The following is a 14,872-nucleotide window of genomic DNA, read 5'->3' as shown; positions in this document are numbered from 1 at the left end:
AGGCACATCATACACGCGGGAAAAGACGGTCACGAGCAAGGGCAAGGGCGACGCGGAAGACACTGTGCTGAGGCAAATCTTCAAATTCGCGGTCAGCAACGATTACCTTGATGGTTCGCGAATGCCGATCATCGGACAAAAGACGACACGCGGCGATAAAGGCGCTGTGAACCGACGCCCAGCGTTCACGAAGGAGCAGGCCAAGGCCATCTTGGATTACTGCAACAGCTTCCCCGACGATCCCTCGGAAAAGCTGACCAACGAGCGGATGGTGTTCGGCGCATTCATCCACCTCGTTCTCGGTACGGGGCTTCGGCCAGGGAAAGAGCATCAACCGATCAAGTGGAAGCACTTTTCCGTCAAGGTCGTCGGCGGCGTGGAACACGCCTATTTGACCATCGTGAAAAATACGAAGACGGGATCGAGGCCAGTGCGCTGCGACAGCTTTGTGTGGCCGATGCTGTCGGGCTTTCGCTATGTCAGCAAGTTCAATGGCGAAGATGATTTCGTCCTGGCCAATCAGGAAACGGGCGAGGCGGTTGTGTCATTCAAGCGGCAGTTCAACACCATGTTGAAGGCGCTGAGGCTGGAAACCGATGTGCATGGCGACCACTTCGTGCCGTACAGCTTGCGCCATACCTATGCCACGCTGAAGCTCAATGAGGGGGTCTCGGATCGCTTGGTCGGTATCAACATGGGCACTGGCCCCGACATGATCCACCGCTATTACGGACACGACACGTCGGTGAGCAGGGCCAACGAATTCAACACAGACATTGACTGGCTGACGCTGGATGGGGAGAAATTGAAGAAGGTAAAGCGACAGCGCGATCCAAAAAAGAAGCCCTGACCTGTCGTGTTACACGACAACACCTTCATGCCCACCGCCGCTTTGGCCCTTTGCGCGTCGTGCACGCCGCCGATTTGATCGCCCAGCAGTGCGGCACTCATGGAAACAGCCCCGCTTGCACGGGGCTGTTTGGGGTTTAAGCGAGCTTCTTGCCGAAGCGTCCCTTCATCGCGGCCAACTGCTTGTCCAGTTCGCCAGCGACCACCGCGTCGCGTACCAGCGTCAGCGTGGGCACCAGTTCGGCCACGTCGCCAATCTCAATGGCCGTTTTCTTCGGCTTGATCTCCACGATCTTGTTGCCGTAGCGCACTTCCAGCATGAACGCCCCATTGGCTTCCTGCCAGTACCAGGGGCGAAATTTCACCAGCCGGTCTTGCAGGGCCTTGTTGCCCTCGCTGTCCTTCGTCCAGCGCTTGCGCCGAATTTCAAATCCTTCGCCCTTCTGCATCGCTTCCGCAGCAGCGATCTGCTGATTGATGGCTTCCAGCAGCTTGTGCCGCAAGCGGCCTTCAGGCGTTGCCGCGACGGCGCGACGGGTCTTTTCGCTCAGCTTCAGCTTGTCCAATGCACTCATCATCACATCCTCCAATAGGAACACATGACGAACATGCTATGGCCTGCTGGCCGAGCAGGACAACCGAAAGGCAGGCGTAGGTTTAACCTACAGAAGGCAGTGTCGTGTTGCACAACAGAGGGACGTGCATAACTTGTCGGGTTTCCCGACAAGAGGCTCATGTGGGATAAACCGACTGATGCAGTGTCGTGTAACACGACAGCCAGATGAACATACATGCTGTATGTTGAGACTGCTCAACTTGTCGGGAAACCCGACAAGATCACGCCGCGCTGGCTGACTGCCCCGAATATCATATGATAAGCTGCCGAGAAGGAAGCCAGGAGCGATGAGGCAGGCAGCCCACATCTCCGTATTTGCTACGGTTGCACGCCGTAATAATGAAGAGCTATGCTTCCCGATTGCACATGGAAAATTGATGGACTGGAAGCAAAATGACCTCTGATCAGGAAAATTTCCAGGTTAAGGTCGAAATATTATTCAAGGCGGAAGCATGTGATGAAGCAGAAGCTCGCGCGATAGCAAATATAATTATGCCAATGTCGAATTGTGGAGAAGTAAAAATCATTCGTAAAATCACACACTCCAATGGGATAATGGAAGATAACGAGATCTTTTTATACGTTTACTCGCATGACGATCCACAGCAAGAGCCGACAGATAGGGCGGATAGCGTAACAACAGCCGCGCTTATCCAAGATGAGTTGGTGGAGGAGCCCCATAATAAACAGGAAAAATTTGAGATTCAGATCATCAGCCAGTTTAAGGCGGAAGTGCCCACGGAAGCAGATGCTCGGGAACTGGCAAAAAATCTCCTGGCCCACAAGCATTTACCAACCCTGGAAGCTGCCCCTTTGGCCAAGGCGAAGTGCGAAGCGGTAAAGATTTTGCGTATATACACGCATTCTGACGGCACCCTGGAAGAGAATGAAATTTTTTTCCAAACCGCTGCGCACGAAGATTTACAGCAAGAATTGCAGGATGGGAATGAAAGCACAGTGGACGCGTGGGAGGAGATGCTGAAAGCACATGATGAAATGCTAAGCCATAAGCAGTGGCCATATATTTTACAGGAACTAGAGGAAGATAAGGCTTACGACGGATCGATTGATATCGGAAATGAAGTAATTGAATATATACCTGAAGGCGTCCAATTCACAGGATCTGTAAATTTCAATCACTGCGATATTCTGATGCTGCCATCTGGAATGAGTGTTGGCGGCTGCCTTGAGATTGTTGGAACGGGTATCAAAGAGATTCCAGAAGACCTTTTAATTGGAGGAAATTTAGTCATTGACCCAAGCGTTACAAGGATTCCTGAGAGTTACTCACTCAGAGGGTCTCTGTATTTGCACAGACTTGACGACAGCAAGCCATGCATTCCCATTCCTAAAAACGTGAAAATTGGAGGGGATATTGTTCTGTCGATCGAAAATTTATCACTCTGCGATCTGTTTGCCGATCTATGCTTTAGAAACAATGTAGAAATCAGGAGAAAATCAGACATAATCTTTCCTAACGACGTAAGGTTTAGCGGCAATTTAAATATTTCAGAAACAGGAATTACAAAACTTCCTGACAATCTAAATGTTGGCGGATCTCTTGATCTAAGCAAAACAAAAATCACATCTTTGCCTGACGGCCTCAAAGTTGGCGGTGATTTGAAGCTTTGCGGCAGCGGAATTACAAGTCTGCCTGATAACTTGAGTATTGGCGGCTCACTTGATCTGAGCAACACAAAAGTTACATCTTTGCCTGACCGCCTCAAAGTTGGCGGATATTTGGATCTTTGCGGAACTGGCATTACAAAGCTACCAGATGGCCTTAAGATTTCCGGCTATCTTGATTTGAGCGATACGCAGATTACTTCTTTGCCGGAGAATATATGCGTAGTTGGCAGCCTTTTGCTGGGCGGCTCCATGATAGAATTTCTTCCGTCAAATATTGCAATTGGCGGAAACTTGGATTTGCGCGGCACGCCAATTCCAACACTACCTGAAAACCTGATAGTTCAAGGAGACCTGCTTCTCCGCTGCACAAAAATTTCCAAGCTTCCCGAAAACCTACGTGTTGATGGAGATCTTGATCTTTGCGCTTCGTCAATTTGCGATTTGCCAGAGAATTTAATTGTTGGCGGAGATCTTATTATTAGCAACACTGAAATTACCTCCATTCCGAGTGGCGCAAAAATCTCCGGAATAGTGCGCCTTGACGGACAATTGCTATCCAGGCGCGTCTACGTGATGGCCAGGGCAGAAAGGTTCCCAGCTGCACACTATTATGACATTCCACAAGGATGTGTAGATTACTTGCATGGGTGGGCGTATGACTACTACATGAGAATCGGCTGTCATGTTGGCTATGAACATGTTTTGTACTGCGTTGACCGAAGAACGGCACGTGACTTTGAACGACTTTGGCGCTCAGCAATTTGACCAAATATCCTATAGCCCCTCTACCGCAGCCTTCATCATCTGGTCGTTGACCTCGATGTACCGCTGCGTGGTGGATAAGTGGCGATGACCAGCCAGCGTCATGATGACCTTGGCCGAAACGCCCTTGTGGGCCATCTGCGTGATGAACCACCGCCGACCGCTGTGGCTGCTCGCGCCATCAATTCCAGCCAGTGCGTATATCTGGCCGAATAGCTGGCAGAGGGTGTTGGCCGAGAACGCAGTGGCCTTTTGCGTCACGAGGAACGGTGCGGCGCGATCTGCTGTCGTGTTACACGACAGGAAGCGCTCCAGTTCGCGGCGCAGCTTGCCGCTGACGAACACCGTCCTGGCCTCGGCGGTTTTGGTATAACTGGCAGGCAGCACGATTTGGTCCTTCACGCGACCATCGCCGTCAATCACGTCGCCGAGCTTCAAATAGGCGATCTCGCCAACGCGCATTCCTGCGTAGAAGCTGAGCATGAGCGCAACGCGGTTTCGGGCTGCATGACGCTGATTGGCGACAACGGACAGCACGCGCTTGAGTTCCGCTTCGCTGAGTACCTTGGCCTGTTTCATCGCTTCACCTAATGAAAAGTTTTCGCATTAGGTAAATCATTATATAATCAAAAGCGAGGCAGGACCGACCGCAATTATCTGCGTTGATAATCAAGCGGTTAACAGCAAACACAATGAAATATAAGTTTTCTTATGTTTTGCACATACGGCGGCGATCTTGCTTAATTCGCCCTGCTTCTTCATCAAGGACGCTCTGGCGCTGTTCACCTGTTCGCGCTTCTTTTGCACGGAAGCCGCTTGCTTGAGCTTCTTGGCCTGATCGGCCTTGGCGTCGGCCTGTCGTTTCAGATTGTCGGCGAAGCTGTTGGCCGTCGCATCTTCCCTCATGAATTCCCATAGTCGCATCGCCGTCTCCCTGTTGTCGGGTTTCCCGACACTATTTATTGGCATGGGCAAGTTGTCGGGTTTCCCGACAGGAAGCTGGCGTAGGGAAAACCGACAGATGAGCGACGCCGTCGAAAAGGGACGCCGAAAATTGGGGCATAGTCCCAATTGGGAGTTGAATACATAAGCCCACAGAATGAATATGGCTTTGGTATTGCGCTCATCAGACGCGGGCAGGAAATGGACGACACGGAGATTGTTTCCGTTGAGAGGCTCACCGAAGGTGCCAGCACTCTCCTGAACCAGTTGGCCTCCGCAAGGCGCAACATAATTTTGCTTCGTCATCGCCTTCAAGCTGATGGGCGGCTAACGCCATCTGCCATTGCCGATCTGGATCGGGCAGATGAGCAATTCCGCATTTCAATCGAAAGAGTGAGGGCAATCTCGTGATCTTCAGGTGGATACCGTCACGAAGCTCAAATCACTTGAGGTTGGTGAGGAATAGCCATATCGGCGCTGATGGCCGCAGGTTGTCGTGTTACACGACAGATGGTTGGGATAGAGATGCTGCATTTATCGGGGCAAATGCACGATGAATTGCCCCGCAAGCATCGGCCAATTCGCAGTGGTGCAGGTCGGCGCAACGGCAGCCAACATCAACGAGTTCCTGTAGCAGCGGGTTGCTCGATGACCGCTGCAAACTGACCATCGCCGCTACTCTTTTGGCGATGCAATGGCGTTCGCGCCGTTCAGTGCCAAATGCCATGTTCACCTCGGGCATTTACCAGACGGATGAATTCCGACTTTGCGTGCCTTCTATGGTTACTTTGCACCTCATCTGCAAGGCGTGGACACCCACAGAGTTTTTCAATTTATGACGTATTGTTGCGCCGCACTCGGCGACATACATGTCGTGTTACACGACAGGTCGCTGTTGTTGGGAAAGCCGACAAATGGGCGGCATGGCCAGGAGCGAAGTGGGCCATGCGTAGGTTAAACCTACATGCACGACTGTCGTGTAAAACGGCAACGCGATAATTCTCTGAATTTCGTCAATATAGTCAATGGCTTGCAAATGACACGATTGCTGCCACGCAGCAATATGGCGTGGCGTGACAAGGCGGCAAAAATTATTTCCAAATTCGAATTCGCAGCGCCGCAGATCGGGATAAATACAATGCTGGGGCTTAACTGCGTCCGACGGGATCAGTGACAGCCTCTTTCATTGCGTTTTCCAGGCCGCCCCAGCGTTTCAACCGAAAACGCATTTGGAGGAAAACGCAAATGGCAGACATTCAATGGAATAGACACATCAACAATCTATGCGAGCACCGGGGTGGTCCGCGATATGACGACGTACTGATCGGCTGCATCATGGCCTTTCACCAGAAGGGGCGCTCGTCCGAGAAACAGGGCGATTGGCTGGTCAGGCAGTTGGACATGCACTACGGCATTCAGGTGGCGCATCAGGGCGCAATACATCTGACGAAGGAACAGCGTCGGCCTATCAGGCAGGCCGTGGATTGGGCGAACGCCAATGCATCAAGTGGCCACATGGCCTATCTAAACGGGCGTTTCCCACAAGCTTTCCACGCCGTTTCCACACATCTCCCACACCGTTTCCACACCAAAGGGACCAATTCGTCTGTTCCTTCAACGACTTATCCAGTCGCTATTGCTAAACTATTGCTAAAACTAATCGATACGCCTTTGGCTGTTTCGCGGCCTTCGGCCACGCCCAATGGCCTTTCAGCCGATTTCGCCGATAGTGGCTCGCTTGTGGCTCGCCACTCGGAAGAAGGAAGGGCGATCTGCCCAATCGGAATGAACGACAATGTGATCGACGATGCGGCTGCGCCACTTCGTGGAATTGCCGCCCAATCGGACGAGCCATTGGGGGGAAAGAAAGAGCCACTTGGAGGTGCTGTGGATTTCGCCACGTGGGCAAAGGCCAATCGGTCAACAGGTCAGGTGAAGGCCAATTCCAGCAAGGGCATTATATCGCTTTGGGTTGATGGCAGTTCGCGCAGCTATGTGCGCGGCCAATTGGAAATAGGGAAGGAGAAGTACCGCCTGAATTTCCGCAGTCCACGCCGCTTGGAGGAATTGATCTATGTGGAGCGCGGACAGGACGCGGAGGCGCGGCAGTGGTACGAGGCCATCAGCAGCCAGGTCATTCCCAGCTTGCAGGCCAAAGCGGACGCGGCCAGCGGCAGATTGCCCAGCAAGCACGTCGCCAGCGCCATCCACGAATTTCACGACAGCAAATGTGAAGGGCGCGGCATAACCGAAGGCATTGCGTTCTTGGGCTACAACGGCGAACTGCCCTCGTATTGCGTGGTGCAGGTCAATGGCAGGAACTGGAAATTTGACCTCCAGGCCACCCACAGCACGAACGCAAGAGCGCCGCAGTTCAAGGCAACCGCCGAACGGTCATGCGAAGCAGCGTAGCGATAATGGCCTGATGCACGGCCTCCTCGATCAGCACGACTTCGTTGGCAAAGCCGATCTCGCAGTAGCCCTTCGGCAAATAGGTCAGTCTGTTCATGGCGTTTTCTCCTCATTGCGGCAGCGTCCAGCGTGGCGCTGCTCCGCAAGCGTATTTAGCGCGGATGGCTAAATAGCTGGACGAAACGCCATGAGGAGGAACGGCCATGCTGCTGGAGAAGGTCTATGAGGAATTGCGCAATATGTGGCTGGTCGAGAGCCAATATGAATTCTCGCGGTTTTGGCTCGGCCAGTCGCGCAGCTATATGTCCTGTGCCAAGGCGCGGCAGCGGCCACCGTCATTGTTGGTGCTGATGCGGCTGTCGCAACGCCTTGCGTCCATCTCGGCCAAATATGCCGCCGTGGCGACGACCGAGATGGAAGTGGCCAACGCCCACAAGCTGCGCGAGTTGAATGGCATGGTCGGCGAAGCGGTCGGACAACAGGCGGCGTAGGTTTTTCCGACAATCAGCCCTCCAGATTATTGGCCTTCAGGTATTCAGCATACTTCATGTCAAAATCCATAATGTGGTCGCCAAGCCAGCTCATCAAAAATTTCGCGAGGTCACTGTCAATAGATTCTGGACCAGCGACCATCAGGCGGTCAATCATGGATTCAAGCGTGAACACAAGGTGCTCGTGCTCATATTTTTGCTTTGCGAGTCCTGGATAGTTCGTTTTTTCCATGCTCTCTTCTTCGCGGGCAAAGTGCTCTTTGGTGTATTTTGCCAAAGCGCCGATGGCGCGATTGATTGCATCCGCGCCATGAGCCGAAGTGGCGAAAATATCACTCATCAAATCAAAGAGCTTCTTGTGGTCGCTATCAATCGCTGCGACATTAATTAGCAGATCGTCCGACCATGAAATTTGAACGCCCATCATTCCCCCTCTTCCTGTATTTGCGATACTGATATTCAGGTGAGCCTATAACGAAAGGCTTGGGGTATCAATTGGCTTGGCGGCGGTCGGACAACAGGCGGCGTAGGTTTTTCCGACAGGTGCATGTTGTCGGTTTTCCCGACAAGTTGTCCGCATCGCCGTCGTGTTACACGACAGTCGACCGCCGCGTTCGGTGGTCAGACTTCCCATTATAGCATACGATAACGAGCAAAATCGGACAAGAACATATCAAGAACTTACTGCGGCCCGAGCCGCGCAATTTTGCTGCGTGGAATGCACCCGATGACACTATATGTTGGCGCTTCCAGCTCCAACATGCGCTACATTTTGTTATATTCTTATCCTAATGTTTTCCGCAAATCATTTCACATTCTTTTCACAGTTAGGCAATGGCAAAATTCAATAATAAAATTCAATGCACTATTTTTCAGCTAACCATTCGTAATGCGCGGGTCGGGGGTTCGAGTCCTCTCGCCGGCACCATTCCTCTCCGTAAAATCAGTGTAATAGCCCGCCTCACAGGAGCCATCGGAGAGCTGACGCCGCGTCGGGACCGATGCGGCGCCATGGCGTGGCGCTCGAATCATCTCCGACCCTCAGGCGTCTTTCCGGCAAGCGCTCCTTCGAGCGATTGCCCTGCCCGCCCCCAGGTCTGCTTGACGCTGGCGCGGGGGCTTTCTACAGTGATCCTTCCCGTGGGATGATCATCCCGCGTGGTGACGGGCGGGTGGATGCGCTTCCCCGGCCCGCCGTTGGAATTCGACAAGGAACCTGCCTATGAAAGTTGTGACCGATTCCTCGTTCGAGGCCGAGGTGCTCCAGGCTCCCGGCCCGGTTCTGGTGGATTTCTGGGCCGAATGGTGCGGTCCCTGCCGCCAGATCGCCCCGGCACTCGAGGAACTCTCCAAGGACAGGGCCGACAAGATCACCGTCGCCAAGATCAACATCGACGAGAATCCCGGCACCCCCGGCAAGTACGGTGTGCGCGGCATTCCCACCCTGATGATCTTCAAGAACGGCCAGGTCGCCGCCACCAAGATCGGTGCCCTGCCCAAGAGCAAGCTTTACGAATGGGTGGATTCCAGCCTGTAAGGGCCGGGTCCGCGTCATTGCAATGGGATCGAGCCCCGCCCCGGCGGGGCTCGATGCGCTTCTTCCGTCCGCACGGGATCATCATGGCCGTTTTCGACGAGCAGAGCCGCCAGCGGCTGTTCGACTACCTCCAGCAATCCTTCGACGGCGAGAACGCCGCCGACTTGGAGACCTTCGCCCGCAACTTCCTGCACAACGGCGCGTTGTGGGACCGGCTGGCCGATCTTTTCCCCACCGCCTCCGCCTCGGCCCTGCGCAGCGTCATGACCGAGGCCTTCGCCGACTGGCAGAAGCGCCGCCAGCGCCTGCACTGATCCTCAGTCGTCCAGGGTGAAGCCCACCTTGAGGACCACCTGCCAGTGGGCCACCTGCCCCTTGTCTATATGGCCGCGGGTCTCGGTGACCTCGAACCAGCGCAGGTTGTGGATGGTCTGCGCCGCCTTGGCCACCGCGTTGCGGATGGCCTCCTCGTAGCTCTTGTCCGAGCTGCCGGCCAGTTCGACGATCTTGTAGACGTGCTCTCCCATGGCGGGTTCCCCCATTATCGTTGCGGCAATTCCCTGGATATGGGGGGCGGGCCGCCCCGACGCCAGCCCGGTCCCGTAAATCGGTATTTGAATGCCGAATTATGCGATTGACGGCGGGAGACGCCCCCGATACCCTTGTCGGGAACCTTCCCTGACGAGAGGCGACGATGGGCTACACCCTGGCAGAATTCCTGGCGCATGCCATTGCTTTGGAGAATGAGGCCGCCGAGCGGTACGCAGAGCTGGCCGACATGATGGAGGCCCACAACAACCTCGACACCGCCTCGGTCTTCCGCGACATGGCGCGCTTTTCCTCGCTGCACGGCGACGAGATCAAGCAGCGCTCCCGCGCCCTGGAACTGCCCAAGCTGATGAGCTGGCAGTACCGCTGGAAGACCCCGCCCGAGGTGGGCGACGAGAACGACATCCACTACCTGATGACGCCCTACCACGCGCTGCGCTATGCCCGCGACAACGAGATCCGCGGCATGGAGTACTACAAGGACGCCGCCGCCAATTCCTCCGATCCCGAAGTCCAGCGCCTGGGCGCCGACTTCGCGGCGGAAGAGGCCGAGCACGTGGTGGCGCTCGACAAGTGGATCGAGAAGACGCCCCGTCCCTCCATCACCTGGAGCGAGGACGCCGACCCCGCCCAGTGCGTGGACTGAGGCGAGATTCATCGCGATGGGGCAAGGGGGGCTTCGGCCCCCCTTGCTTTTTCAGGGCCCGCCGCGATGCGGCAAGGGATTTTCAGGGCCGCAGGGTCTTGTCGTGGCTGCGCTTGACCACCGCGACGCCCAGCACGCCGAGCGCAATGCCCCAGATGGGCGAGGTGTTGACCAAAGCGGCGATGATGGCCGGCGCCTGGGCGGGGTCGCGGACGATCGCCCAGGAAACCGCTCCCATGGTGGCGGTCCAGGTCAGCGCCACCGCATAGCCGAAAGTGGGGCGCCAGCAGCGGACATAGCCGTCCTCCGAGGCGGCTTCGGCCCGCATGGTGGCGTTGATCTCGGCCAGCTGGCGGGTTTCCTGCCGCGCCAGATCCACTTCGTGGATCAGCCAGGCCTGCTGCAGTTGCAGGGCCAGGGCAGGGTCGGCCCGGATGGCGGCCAGGACGTCCGCGCCACCCTCCTTGCCGGTGACGGTGCGGGCGATGCCGACCACCCGGTCGGCGACCTTGGCGGCGGCTTCGGCATCGTCGCCGCCGACCCAGCGGATCAAGCCGGGGACGAACTGGGCGAGGCCGAGCGCGATGGTGATGGGGTCCATGGCGGTATCGACCTCCTAACGCGCGGCCGACTGGACGCCGTCCAGCTTGCCTTCGATACGGACCAGATGCTCGGTGAGCCGCTGTTCCACATCCTTGAGATAGCCGGTGGTGGCATAGCTCTTGGCAACTTCCAGCTTGTAGGCGGCCAGGGCCTCGCGGGCCTGGCCCATGCCGACGTCGAGGCGATGTTCCAGCTCGTCGATGCGGTGGTCGGAATCGTGACGGACCCGCCAGACCATCATCGCCATGGCGCCCAGCACGGGCAGCTCGACGGCGGTGACCCACCAGCGGGGGTCGAAAGCGATGGTATCCATGAGAACTCTCCCGTGAGTCAGAACTCGAAGTCGGAATGGGCGACCACCGCCCGTCCGCCGGGACGCCAGTCGGGGCGGACGGCGGCGGCGGACAGGGGGCGCGACAGGCGCACCGGCTGGGACAGCAGGCAGCCGGCCACGGCGTCCAGGCCGTCGTCGCGGCCCTTGCCGCCCGGCTGCCACTCGCGCATCTCGGCGATGAAGGGGGTGTCCCAGACGCTGCGATGGACGCCGAGCGCGCCTGCGGCCAGCACGGCGTCGAAGGCGTCGATGATGCGCTGGTCCTTGGCCCGCTTGGCCACCGCCTCGATGACGGCGCAGCCGATGCCGGCGGCGCCCAGTTCGCGGCGCAGCAGGCCGGGCAGGAAGCGGCCCAGGCCGTTGGTCTCCAACTGCACCGCCGGCAGATGCAGCTCGGCGGCGAAGCGCGCCACCTGGCGGCACAATTGGGTGGCCTCGTCGGTGTCGGTGCGGGCCGGATCGTGTTCGAGATAGCGCACCCGGTGCAGCCAGTAGAGCCCCTCCTCGTCGGTGAACAGCGCCACCACCACCGAGGAATCGCCCCGGCCCGGCGCGCCGTAGGCCGGATCCCACCAGCAGGCGGCCGAGACCATGCGCCGGGCCCCGATGGTCAGCAGCGGCACGCCGTTGCCTTCGCCGTAGGACAGCTCGGCCTCGTAGAGACGCAGGCGGTCAGGGTCGAGGCGGCCGTCGGCGATGTTGACCGGGCGCAACATCATCTGGCTGTCGAACTTGTTGGGCCCCGACCGCTTGCGCAGAATGCCGATGCGTTCGGGCGGAAAGCGCTCGGGCCAGGCGGAACAGCCCTTGCCGTCGATCAGCGGCAGTTCCAGGCGATGGAAGCCGTCGAGGAACGGACGGCTTTCGCCCGCCTCCAGCCGGGGGCGGTCGGCATAGATGGTGTAATAGGAATGCGGCGTGCCGACGTAAAGCTGGGTGCCGCCCGGCACCATCACGTATTCGATCTCGGCCAGACGCTCGCGCAGATCGGCCCGCTTGGGCGCCGAGTCGCAGGTGTTGGGCACCTCGACGTCGTCGCAGATGACCATTTCGGCGCGCGAACCGGTGATGTTGGCGCCGATGCCCTTGGCCACCATGGACGGGTCGCGCAGCTCGCCCGGCCGGTTGACGGTGAACTGGTCGGCGGCCCACTGGTCGCGGCGCCGGGGCTTGAGGCCCTGGGTCAGGGGGTGGCGCTCGACGATGCGCTTGACGTTGCGGACCATCTTCTTGGCCAGGGCCAGATCAGCGGCCAGCACCATGATGCGCAGATCGGGATTGCAGCCCAGCACCCAGGCGCAGAACAGGCCGACGATGGTGGACTTGCCCGACGAGCGGAAGGCCATCAGCAGCAATTCCCGCTCCCGCCCGTGCCAGCGGGCCGCCAGCCAGCGGGCCATGCGCAGCTGGTGCCGGGGCGTGCCCATCCCTAGGCGCTGGTTCCAGATCCAGACGAATTCCGGGAAATTGACGGTCTTCATCATTCCTCCTCGTCGCCATCGTCGAGGGCATCGAGCGCGGCGCGCGCGCCGGCCAGCAGGCGCTCCATGCCGGCGTCCTCGTCGGGCTCAGCGGAGCCCTCGGCCCAGCGGGCCAGCTTGATCAGCAGGTCCGCATGGGCCAGCGCCGCCTTGGCCGCCGCGTGCCAGGCGGCGAAGCCCTTGGCGTCGGCGGGCGGCGCGGCGGCGGTGAAATCCTCGTAGCCGGCCAAAGCCGCCGCCACATGGTCGGGCAGGGTCGCGGCCAGCCGGACGCGCAGGCCGGAAAGGTCCTCGGCCATGGTCGTTCTCCTCTTGGCGGGACGGGAAAAGGAAACCCCGCCGCCCGGGAAGGGACGGCGGGTCGGTTTTTCCCCTCGGGGAAAACGGGTCCCGTCAGACGACGAGTTCTGCCCGCAGCGCATCCGCCTGGGCCTTGAGGCCGGCCAGGATGGACACGTCGGCGGGGTCGGGGGGCTGGCCCGCCGCCTGGGCGTCGAGGATCGACCGCAAGGGACGGATGCTCCTGGCGTCGGTCTCGGCCAACCGGGCGCGAAGGGCGCGGTTGATCTGCTCCGCCGTCGGCATGGGAGGGGTGAAGGCGGAGCCGTCCCAGGTATCGCCCACCCCGGCGGTTTCCGAGGCGACGATGACGCAGCCCTCGGGCGGCATCCAGCCGTCTCGAGGGTCGCGCATCACGACGTTGGTCACGATTCCGGCTTCGATGATTGCGGTGCGGATCATGGCTAGTACCTCACGATGAGGGCGCCGGGATTCGATACGGTGCCATAATACGGGCTGCCTGCCGCACCGATCGTGACGCCGATCTGTTGTCCGGGGGTGACGGACATGATGCCGAGGATGACGCCGCCGTCGCCGCCGGTCATATACCAGCCGCTTCCGCCGTCCCCGCTGCCCTTCATGCCCTTGCCGTAATTCACCGTGCCGCTTGTGTTGCGGCAGCCGGCGTCGTTTCCGCCATGCCCGCCCGACGGGCCCGCCGCAACCACATGGGCGGGGTCATAGGTCGATCCGCCTTGAGGCGCCATGCCGTATGTGGCCATCTGCCCGCCACCGCCGCCAAGCGCCGACATGTAAGACCCGAACGACGTCGTGCCGCCCGTGCCGCCACCACCGCCGCCGCCGCCGCCACCGCCAGAGCCACCAATGCACAGGACGGCGATCATGGTGATTCCGGCGGGAACGGTGAAGGTGCCGTTGGCGGTGAAAAGCTGGCTGTTGCCGAAGGGCGCGGTGGACAGGGCGGCCCACTGCCCGTCGCCCCGCAGATAGGTATTGGCCGAGGGCGCCCCGCCCAGGCCAAGGCGGTCCGCCGCTCAGCGCCCGTCCCAGAAGGCCAAGGGGGCGCATCCTAGTAATCCTTGCGCTGGGCGCTGACCACCACGCCGCCGGCCAGGGCGACGCCGATGGCGGCGTGAAGCGTCCAGCCGCTCTGCAGGCGCAGCGGGTTGAACTCGGTGATGGCGGTGCCGTCGATATGGGCCAGGGCGGTAGCGGTGGCCTGGGTGGTCTGGGCCATGGTGTGGGCCGGCATCAAGGCGGTGGCGATCAGGAAGTAGCCGGCGCCGTCATGGGCGTAGAGCTGCACCTGGGTGGCGGTCACCGTGGCCCGCGGGATGGCGGCGATGTGGGTGTATTCCGATCCCTGGGCCCCGGCGGCGGACAGCTGGACGGTGTTGGCGCCGTCGCCGTAGGTGGTCTTGGCCGCCGTGCAGACGCAGGCGTCGAGCGCCATGCCCTGGGCGAAGGCGGCGGTGTTGGTCACGGTCATTTCGAATCTCCTTAAGCGGACAGGGCCGCGGCCATGGCGTGCATGGCGGCGGCGGTGGGAAGGCCGGCGGTACCCTGGCCGATCAGATCGGCGAGGGCGCTTTCATCGACGGCGATGGTGACGCTGTCGCCGGCCGCGTGGGTGGTGACGGCGATGGCCGGTCCCGCCGCCAGGATCAGCGTGCCGCCGGTCTGGCCGGCGGAAACGGTGTCCTGGCCGGCGACCGCCACAT

General features: G+C 59.1%; 21 protein-coding genes. 7 read left to right on the top strand and 14 right to left on the bottom strand.

The window, feature by feature from the left end; translation table 11 throughout:
* Positions 1–850: tyrosine-type recombinase/integrase (locus H261_RS20895; protein ID WP_008621641.1), on the top strand; the 850-nt coding region annotated here is incomplete at its 5' end.
* Positions 851–986: 136 nt separating this feature from the next.
* Here H261_RS20895 and H261_RS20890 read toward each other — a convergent pair.
* The gene (locus H261_RS20890) at positions 987–1,427 is read right to left on the bottom strand and encodes a DUF6641 family protein (protein ID WP_040477095.1); all 441 of its coding nucleotides are present in this window, start codon (positions 1,425–1,427) and stop codon (positions 987–989) included.
* Between the two features lie 431 nt (positions 1,428–1,858).
* Between H261_RS20890 and H261_RS25070 the strand changes: the two genes are divergently transcribed.
* Entirely contained in the window at positions 1,859–3,859 is a 2,001-nt protein-coding gene (locus H261_RS25070) for a leucine-rich repeat domain-containing protein (protein WP_152427023.1), read from the top strand.
* Between the two features lie 9 nt (positions 3,860–3,868).
* Here H261_RS25070 and H261_RS20875 read toward each other — a convergent pair whose 3' ends face one another.
* Both H261_RS20875 and H261_RS26265 read right to left on the bottom strand, forming a co-directional pair.
* The gene (locus H261_RS20875; protein ID WP_008621637.1) at positions 3,869–4,435 is read right to left on the bottom strand and encodes a tyrosine-type recombinase/integrase; all 567 of its coding nucleotides are present in this window, start codon (positions 4,433–4,435) and stop codon (positions 3,869–3,871) included.
* A 90-nt stretch (positions 4,436–4,525) separates the two neighbouring features.
* A complete protein-coding gene (locus tag H261_RS26265; protein ID WP_235063000.1) occupies positions 4,526–5,104 on the bottom strand; it encodes a type 2 periplasmic-binding domain-containing protein in 579 nt (192 codons plus the stop codon).
* A 939-nt stretch (positions 5,105–6,043) separates the two neighbouring features.
* Between H261_RS26265 and H261_RS25065 the strand changes: the two genes are divergently transcribed.
* The gene (locus H261_RS25065; RefSeq protein WP_152427022.1) at positions 6,044–7,210 is read left to right on the top strand and encodes a hypothetical protein; all 1,167 of its coding nucleotides are present in this window, start codon (positions 6,044–6,046) and stop codon (positions 7,208–7,210) included.
* Here H261_RS25065 and H261_RS26580 read toward each other — a convergent pair.
* Positions 7,173–7,307: a hypothetical protein gene (locus H261_RS26580; RefSeq protein WP_268743969.1), complete on the bottom strand. Its 135-nt coding sequence runs from the start codon at positions 7,305–7,307 to the stop codon at positions 7,173–7,175. The two genes, H261_RS25065 and H261_RS26580, sit on opposite strands and share 38 nt — an antisense overlap.
* 106 nt (positions 7,308–7,413) lie before the next feature.
* On the opposite strand from H261_RS26580, the gene H261_RS20860 reads away from it, so the two are divergent.
* Positions 7,414–7,701 (top strand): DUF6626 family protein, encoded by a 288-nt coding sequence (locus H261_RS20860; RefSeq protein ID WP_008621634.1) that lies wholly within the window; start codon positions 7,414–7,416, stop codon positions 7,699–7,701.
* A 13-nt stretch (positions 7,702–7,714) separates the two neighbouring features.
* On the opposite strand, the gene H261_RS20855 is transcribed toward H261_RS20860, so the two are convergent.
* The gene (locus H261_RS20855) at positions 7,715–8,128 is read right to left on the bottom strand and encodes a bacteriohemerythrin (protein WP_008621633.1); all 414 of its coding nucleotides are present in this window, start codon (positions 8,126–8,128) and stop codon (positions 7,715–7,717) included.
* Between the two features lie 795 nt (positions 8,129–8,923).
* Between H261_RS20855 and trxA the strand changes: the two genes are divergently transcribed.
* Together trxA and H261_RS20845 are read left to right on the top strand one after the other, a co-directional pair.
* Positions 8,924–9,238, top strand: coding sequence for a thioredoxin TrxA (gene trxA, locus H261_RS20850; protein ID WP_008621632.1), 315 nt, complete (start codon positions 8,924–8,926; stop codon positions 9,236–9,238).
* An 83-nt stretch (positions 9,239–9,321) separates the two neighbouring features.
* Complete coding sequence (locus H261_RS20845) at positions 9,322–9,552, top strand: hypothetical protein (protein ID WP_152427021.1); 231 nt, start codon at positions 9,322–9,324, stop codon at positions 9,550–9,552.
* Between the two features lie 3 nt (positions 9,553–9,555).
* On the opposite strand, the gene H261_RS20840 is transcribed toward H261_RS20845, so the two are convergent.
* Complete coding sequence (locus H261_RS20840) at positions 9,556–9,765, bottom strand: dodecin (RefSeq protein ID WP_008621630.1); 210 nt, start codon at positions 9,763–9,765, stop codon at positions 9,556–9,558.
* A gap of 167 nt (positions 9,766–9,932) precedes the next feature.
* Between H261_RS20840 and H261_RS20835 the strand changes: the two genes are divergently transcribed.
* Complete coding sequence (locus H261_RS20835) at positions 9,933–10,433, top strand: ferritin-like domain-containing protein (RefSeq protein ID WP_008621629.1); 501 nt, start codon at positions 9,933–9,935, stop codon at positions 10,431–10,433.
* A gap of 82 nt (positions 10,434–10,515) precedes the next feature.
* On the opposite strand, the gene H261_RS20830 is transcribed toward H261_RS20835, so the two are convergent.
* From H261_RS20830 to H261_RS25545, 8 genes are all read right to left on the bottom strand, one after another.
* On the bottom strand, positions 10,516–11,034 hold the full coding sequence (locus H261_RS20830; RefSeq protein WP_008621628.1) for a 3TM-type holin: 519 nt from the start codon (positions 11,032–11,034) through the stop codon (positions 10,516–10,518).
* 15 nt (positions 11,035–11,049) lie between these two features.
* The gene (locus H261_RS20825) at positions 11,050–11,349 is read right to left on the bottom strand and encodes a hypothetical protein (RefSeq protein ID WP_008621627.1); all 300 of its coding nucleotides are present in this window, start codon (positions 11,347–11,349) and stop codon (positions 11,050–11,052) included.
* Between the two features lie 17 nt (positions 11,350–11,366).
* Positions 11,367–12,851 carry a phage terminase large subunit gene (terL, locus tag H261_RS20820; protein ID WP_008621626.1) on the bottom strand — a complete coding sequence of 495 codons (1,485 nt, stop codon included), beginning with the start codon at positions 12,849–12,851 and terminating at the stop codon, positions 11,367–11,369.
* Positions 12,851–13,150 (bottom strand): hypothetical protein, encoded by a 300-nt coding sequence (locus H261_RS20815; RefSeq protein ID WP_008621625.1) that lies wholly within the window; start codon positions 13,148–13,150, stop codon positions 12,851–12,853. Before H261_RS20815 ends, terL begins: the two co-directional genes overlap by 1 nt.
* Positions 13,151–13,244: 94 nt before the next feature.
* The gene (locus H261_RS20810) at positions 13,245–13,592 is read right to left on the bottom strand and encodes a hypothetical protein (RefSeq protein WP_008621600.1); all 348 of its coding nucleotides are present in this window, start codon (positions 13,590–13,592) and stop codon (positions 13,245–13,247) included.
* Positions 13,593–13,594: 2 nt separating this feature from the next.
* The gene (locus H261_RS23600) at positions 13,595–14,035 is read right to left on the bottom strand and encodes a hypothetical protein (protein ID WP_008621598.1); all 441 of its coding nucleotides are present in this window, start codon (positions 14,033–14,035) and stop codon (positions 13,595–13,597) included.
* A gap of 185 nt (positions 14,036–14,220) precedes the next feature.
* Positions 14,221–14,640, bottom strand: coding sequence for a hypothetical protein (locus tag H261_RS20800; RefSeq protein WP_008621596.1), 420 nt, complete (start codon positions 14,638–14,640; stop codon positions 14,221–14,223).
* Positions 14,641–14,651: 11 nt separating this feature from the next.
* On the bottom strand, positions 14,652–14,872 hold a 221-nt coding region (locus H261_RS25545), incomplete at its 5' end, for a hypothetical protein (protein ID WP_040477090.1).

It is taken from the genome of Paramagnetospirillum caucaseum, from assembly GCF_000342045.1.
GTDB lineage: Bacteria > Pseudomonadota > Alphaproteobacteria > Rhodospirillales > Magnetospirillaceae > Phaeospirillum > Phaeospirillum caucaseum.
The sequence above is the reverse complement of the archived record's forward strand: the minus strand, read 5'-3'. Positions and strand labels throughout refer to the sequence as shown.

Excerpts from the sequence above, each read along its gene's own strand:
- H261_RS20815 (WP_008621625.1), bottom strand. The coding sequence starts at position 13,150 with ATGGCCGAGGACCTTTCCGGCCTGCGCGTCCGGCTGGCCGCGACCCTG.
- H261_RS20855 (WP_008621633.1), bottom strand. The coding sequence starts at position 8,128 with ATGATGGGCGTTCAAATTTCATGGTCGGACGATCTGCTAATTAATGTC.
- H261_RS25065 (WP_152427022.1), top strand. The coding sequence starts at position 6,044 with ATGGCAGACATTCAATGGAATAGACACATCAACAATCTATGCGAGCAC.
- H261_RS25070 (WP_152427023.1), top strand. The coding sequence starts at position 1,859 with ATGACCTCTGATCAGGAAAATTTCCAGGTTAAGGTCGAAATATTATTC.
- terL (WP_008621626.1), bottom strand. The coding sequence starts at position 12,851 with ATGAAGACCGTCAATTTCCCGGAATTCGTCTGGATCTGGAACCAGCGC.
- H261_RS23600 (WP_008621598.1), bottom strand. The coding sequence starts at position 14,035 with ATGATCGCCGTCCTGTGCATTGGTGGCTCTGGCGGTGGCGGCGGCGGC.
- H261_RS20830 (WP_008621628.1), bottom strand. The coding sequence starts at position 11,034 with ATGGACCCCATCACCATCGCGCTCGGCCTCGCCCAGTTCGTCCCCGGC.
- H261_RS20840 (WP_008621630.1), bottom strand. The coding sequence starts at position 9,765 with ATGGGAGAGCACGTCTACAAGATCGTCGAACTGGCCGGCAGCTCGGAC.
- H261_RS26265 (WP_235063000.1), bottom strand. The coding sequence starts at position 5,104 with ATGACGAAGCAAAATTATGTTGCGCCTTGCGGAGGCCAACTGGTTCAG.
- H261_RS26580 (WP_268743969.1), bottom strand. The coding sequence starts at position 7,307 with ATGAACAGACTGACCTATTTGCCGAAGGGCTACTGCGAGATCGGCTTT.
- H261_RS20860 (WP_008621634.1), top strand. The coding sequence starts at position 7,414 with ATGCTGCTGGAGAAGGTCTATGAGGAATTGCGCAATATGTGGCTGGTC.
- H261_RS20845 (WP_152427021.1), top strand. The coding sequence starts at position 9,322 with ATGGCCGTTTTCGACGAGCAGAGCCGCCAGCGGCTGTTCGACTACCTC.
- H261_RS20800 (WP_008621596.1), bottom strand. The coding sequence starts at position 14,640 with ATGACCGTGACCAACACCGCCGCCTTCGCCCAGGGCATGGCGCTCGAC.
- H261_RS20825 (WP_008621627.1), bottom strand. The coding sequence starts at position 11,349 with ATGGATACCATCGCTTTCGACCCCCGCTGGTGGGTCACCGCCGTCGAG.
- H261_RS20890 (WP_040477095.1), bottom strand. The coding sequence starts at position 1,427 with ATGATGAGTGCATTGGACAAGCTGAAGCTGAGCGAAAAGACCCGTCGC.
- trxA (WP_008621632.1), top strand. The coding sequence starts at position 8,924 with ATGAAAGTTGTGACCGATTCCTCGTTCGAGGCCGAGGTGCTCCAGGCT.
- H261_RS20875 (WP_008621637.1), bottom strand. The coding sequence starts at position 4,435 with ATGAAACAGGCCAAGGTACTCAGCGAAGCGGAACTCAAGCGCGTGCTG.
- H261_RS20810 (WP_008621600.1), bottom strand. The coding sequence starts at position 13,592 with ATGATCCGCACCGCAATCATCGAAGCCGGAATCGTGACCAACGTCGTG.
- H261_RS20835 (WP_008621629.1), top strand. The coding sequence starts at position 9,933 with ATGGGCTACACCCTGGCAGAATTCCTGGCGCATGCCATTGCTTTGGAG.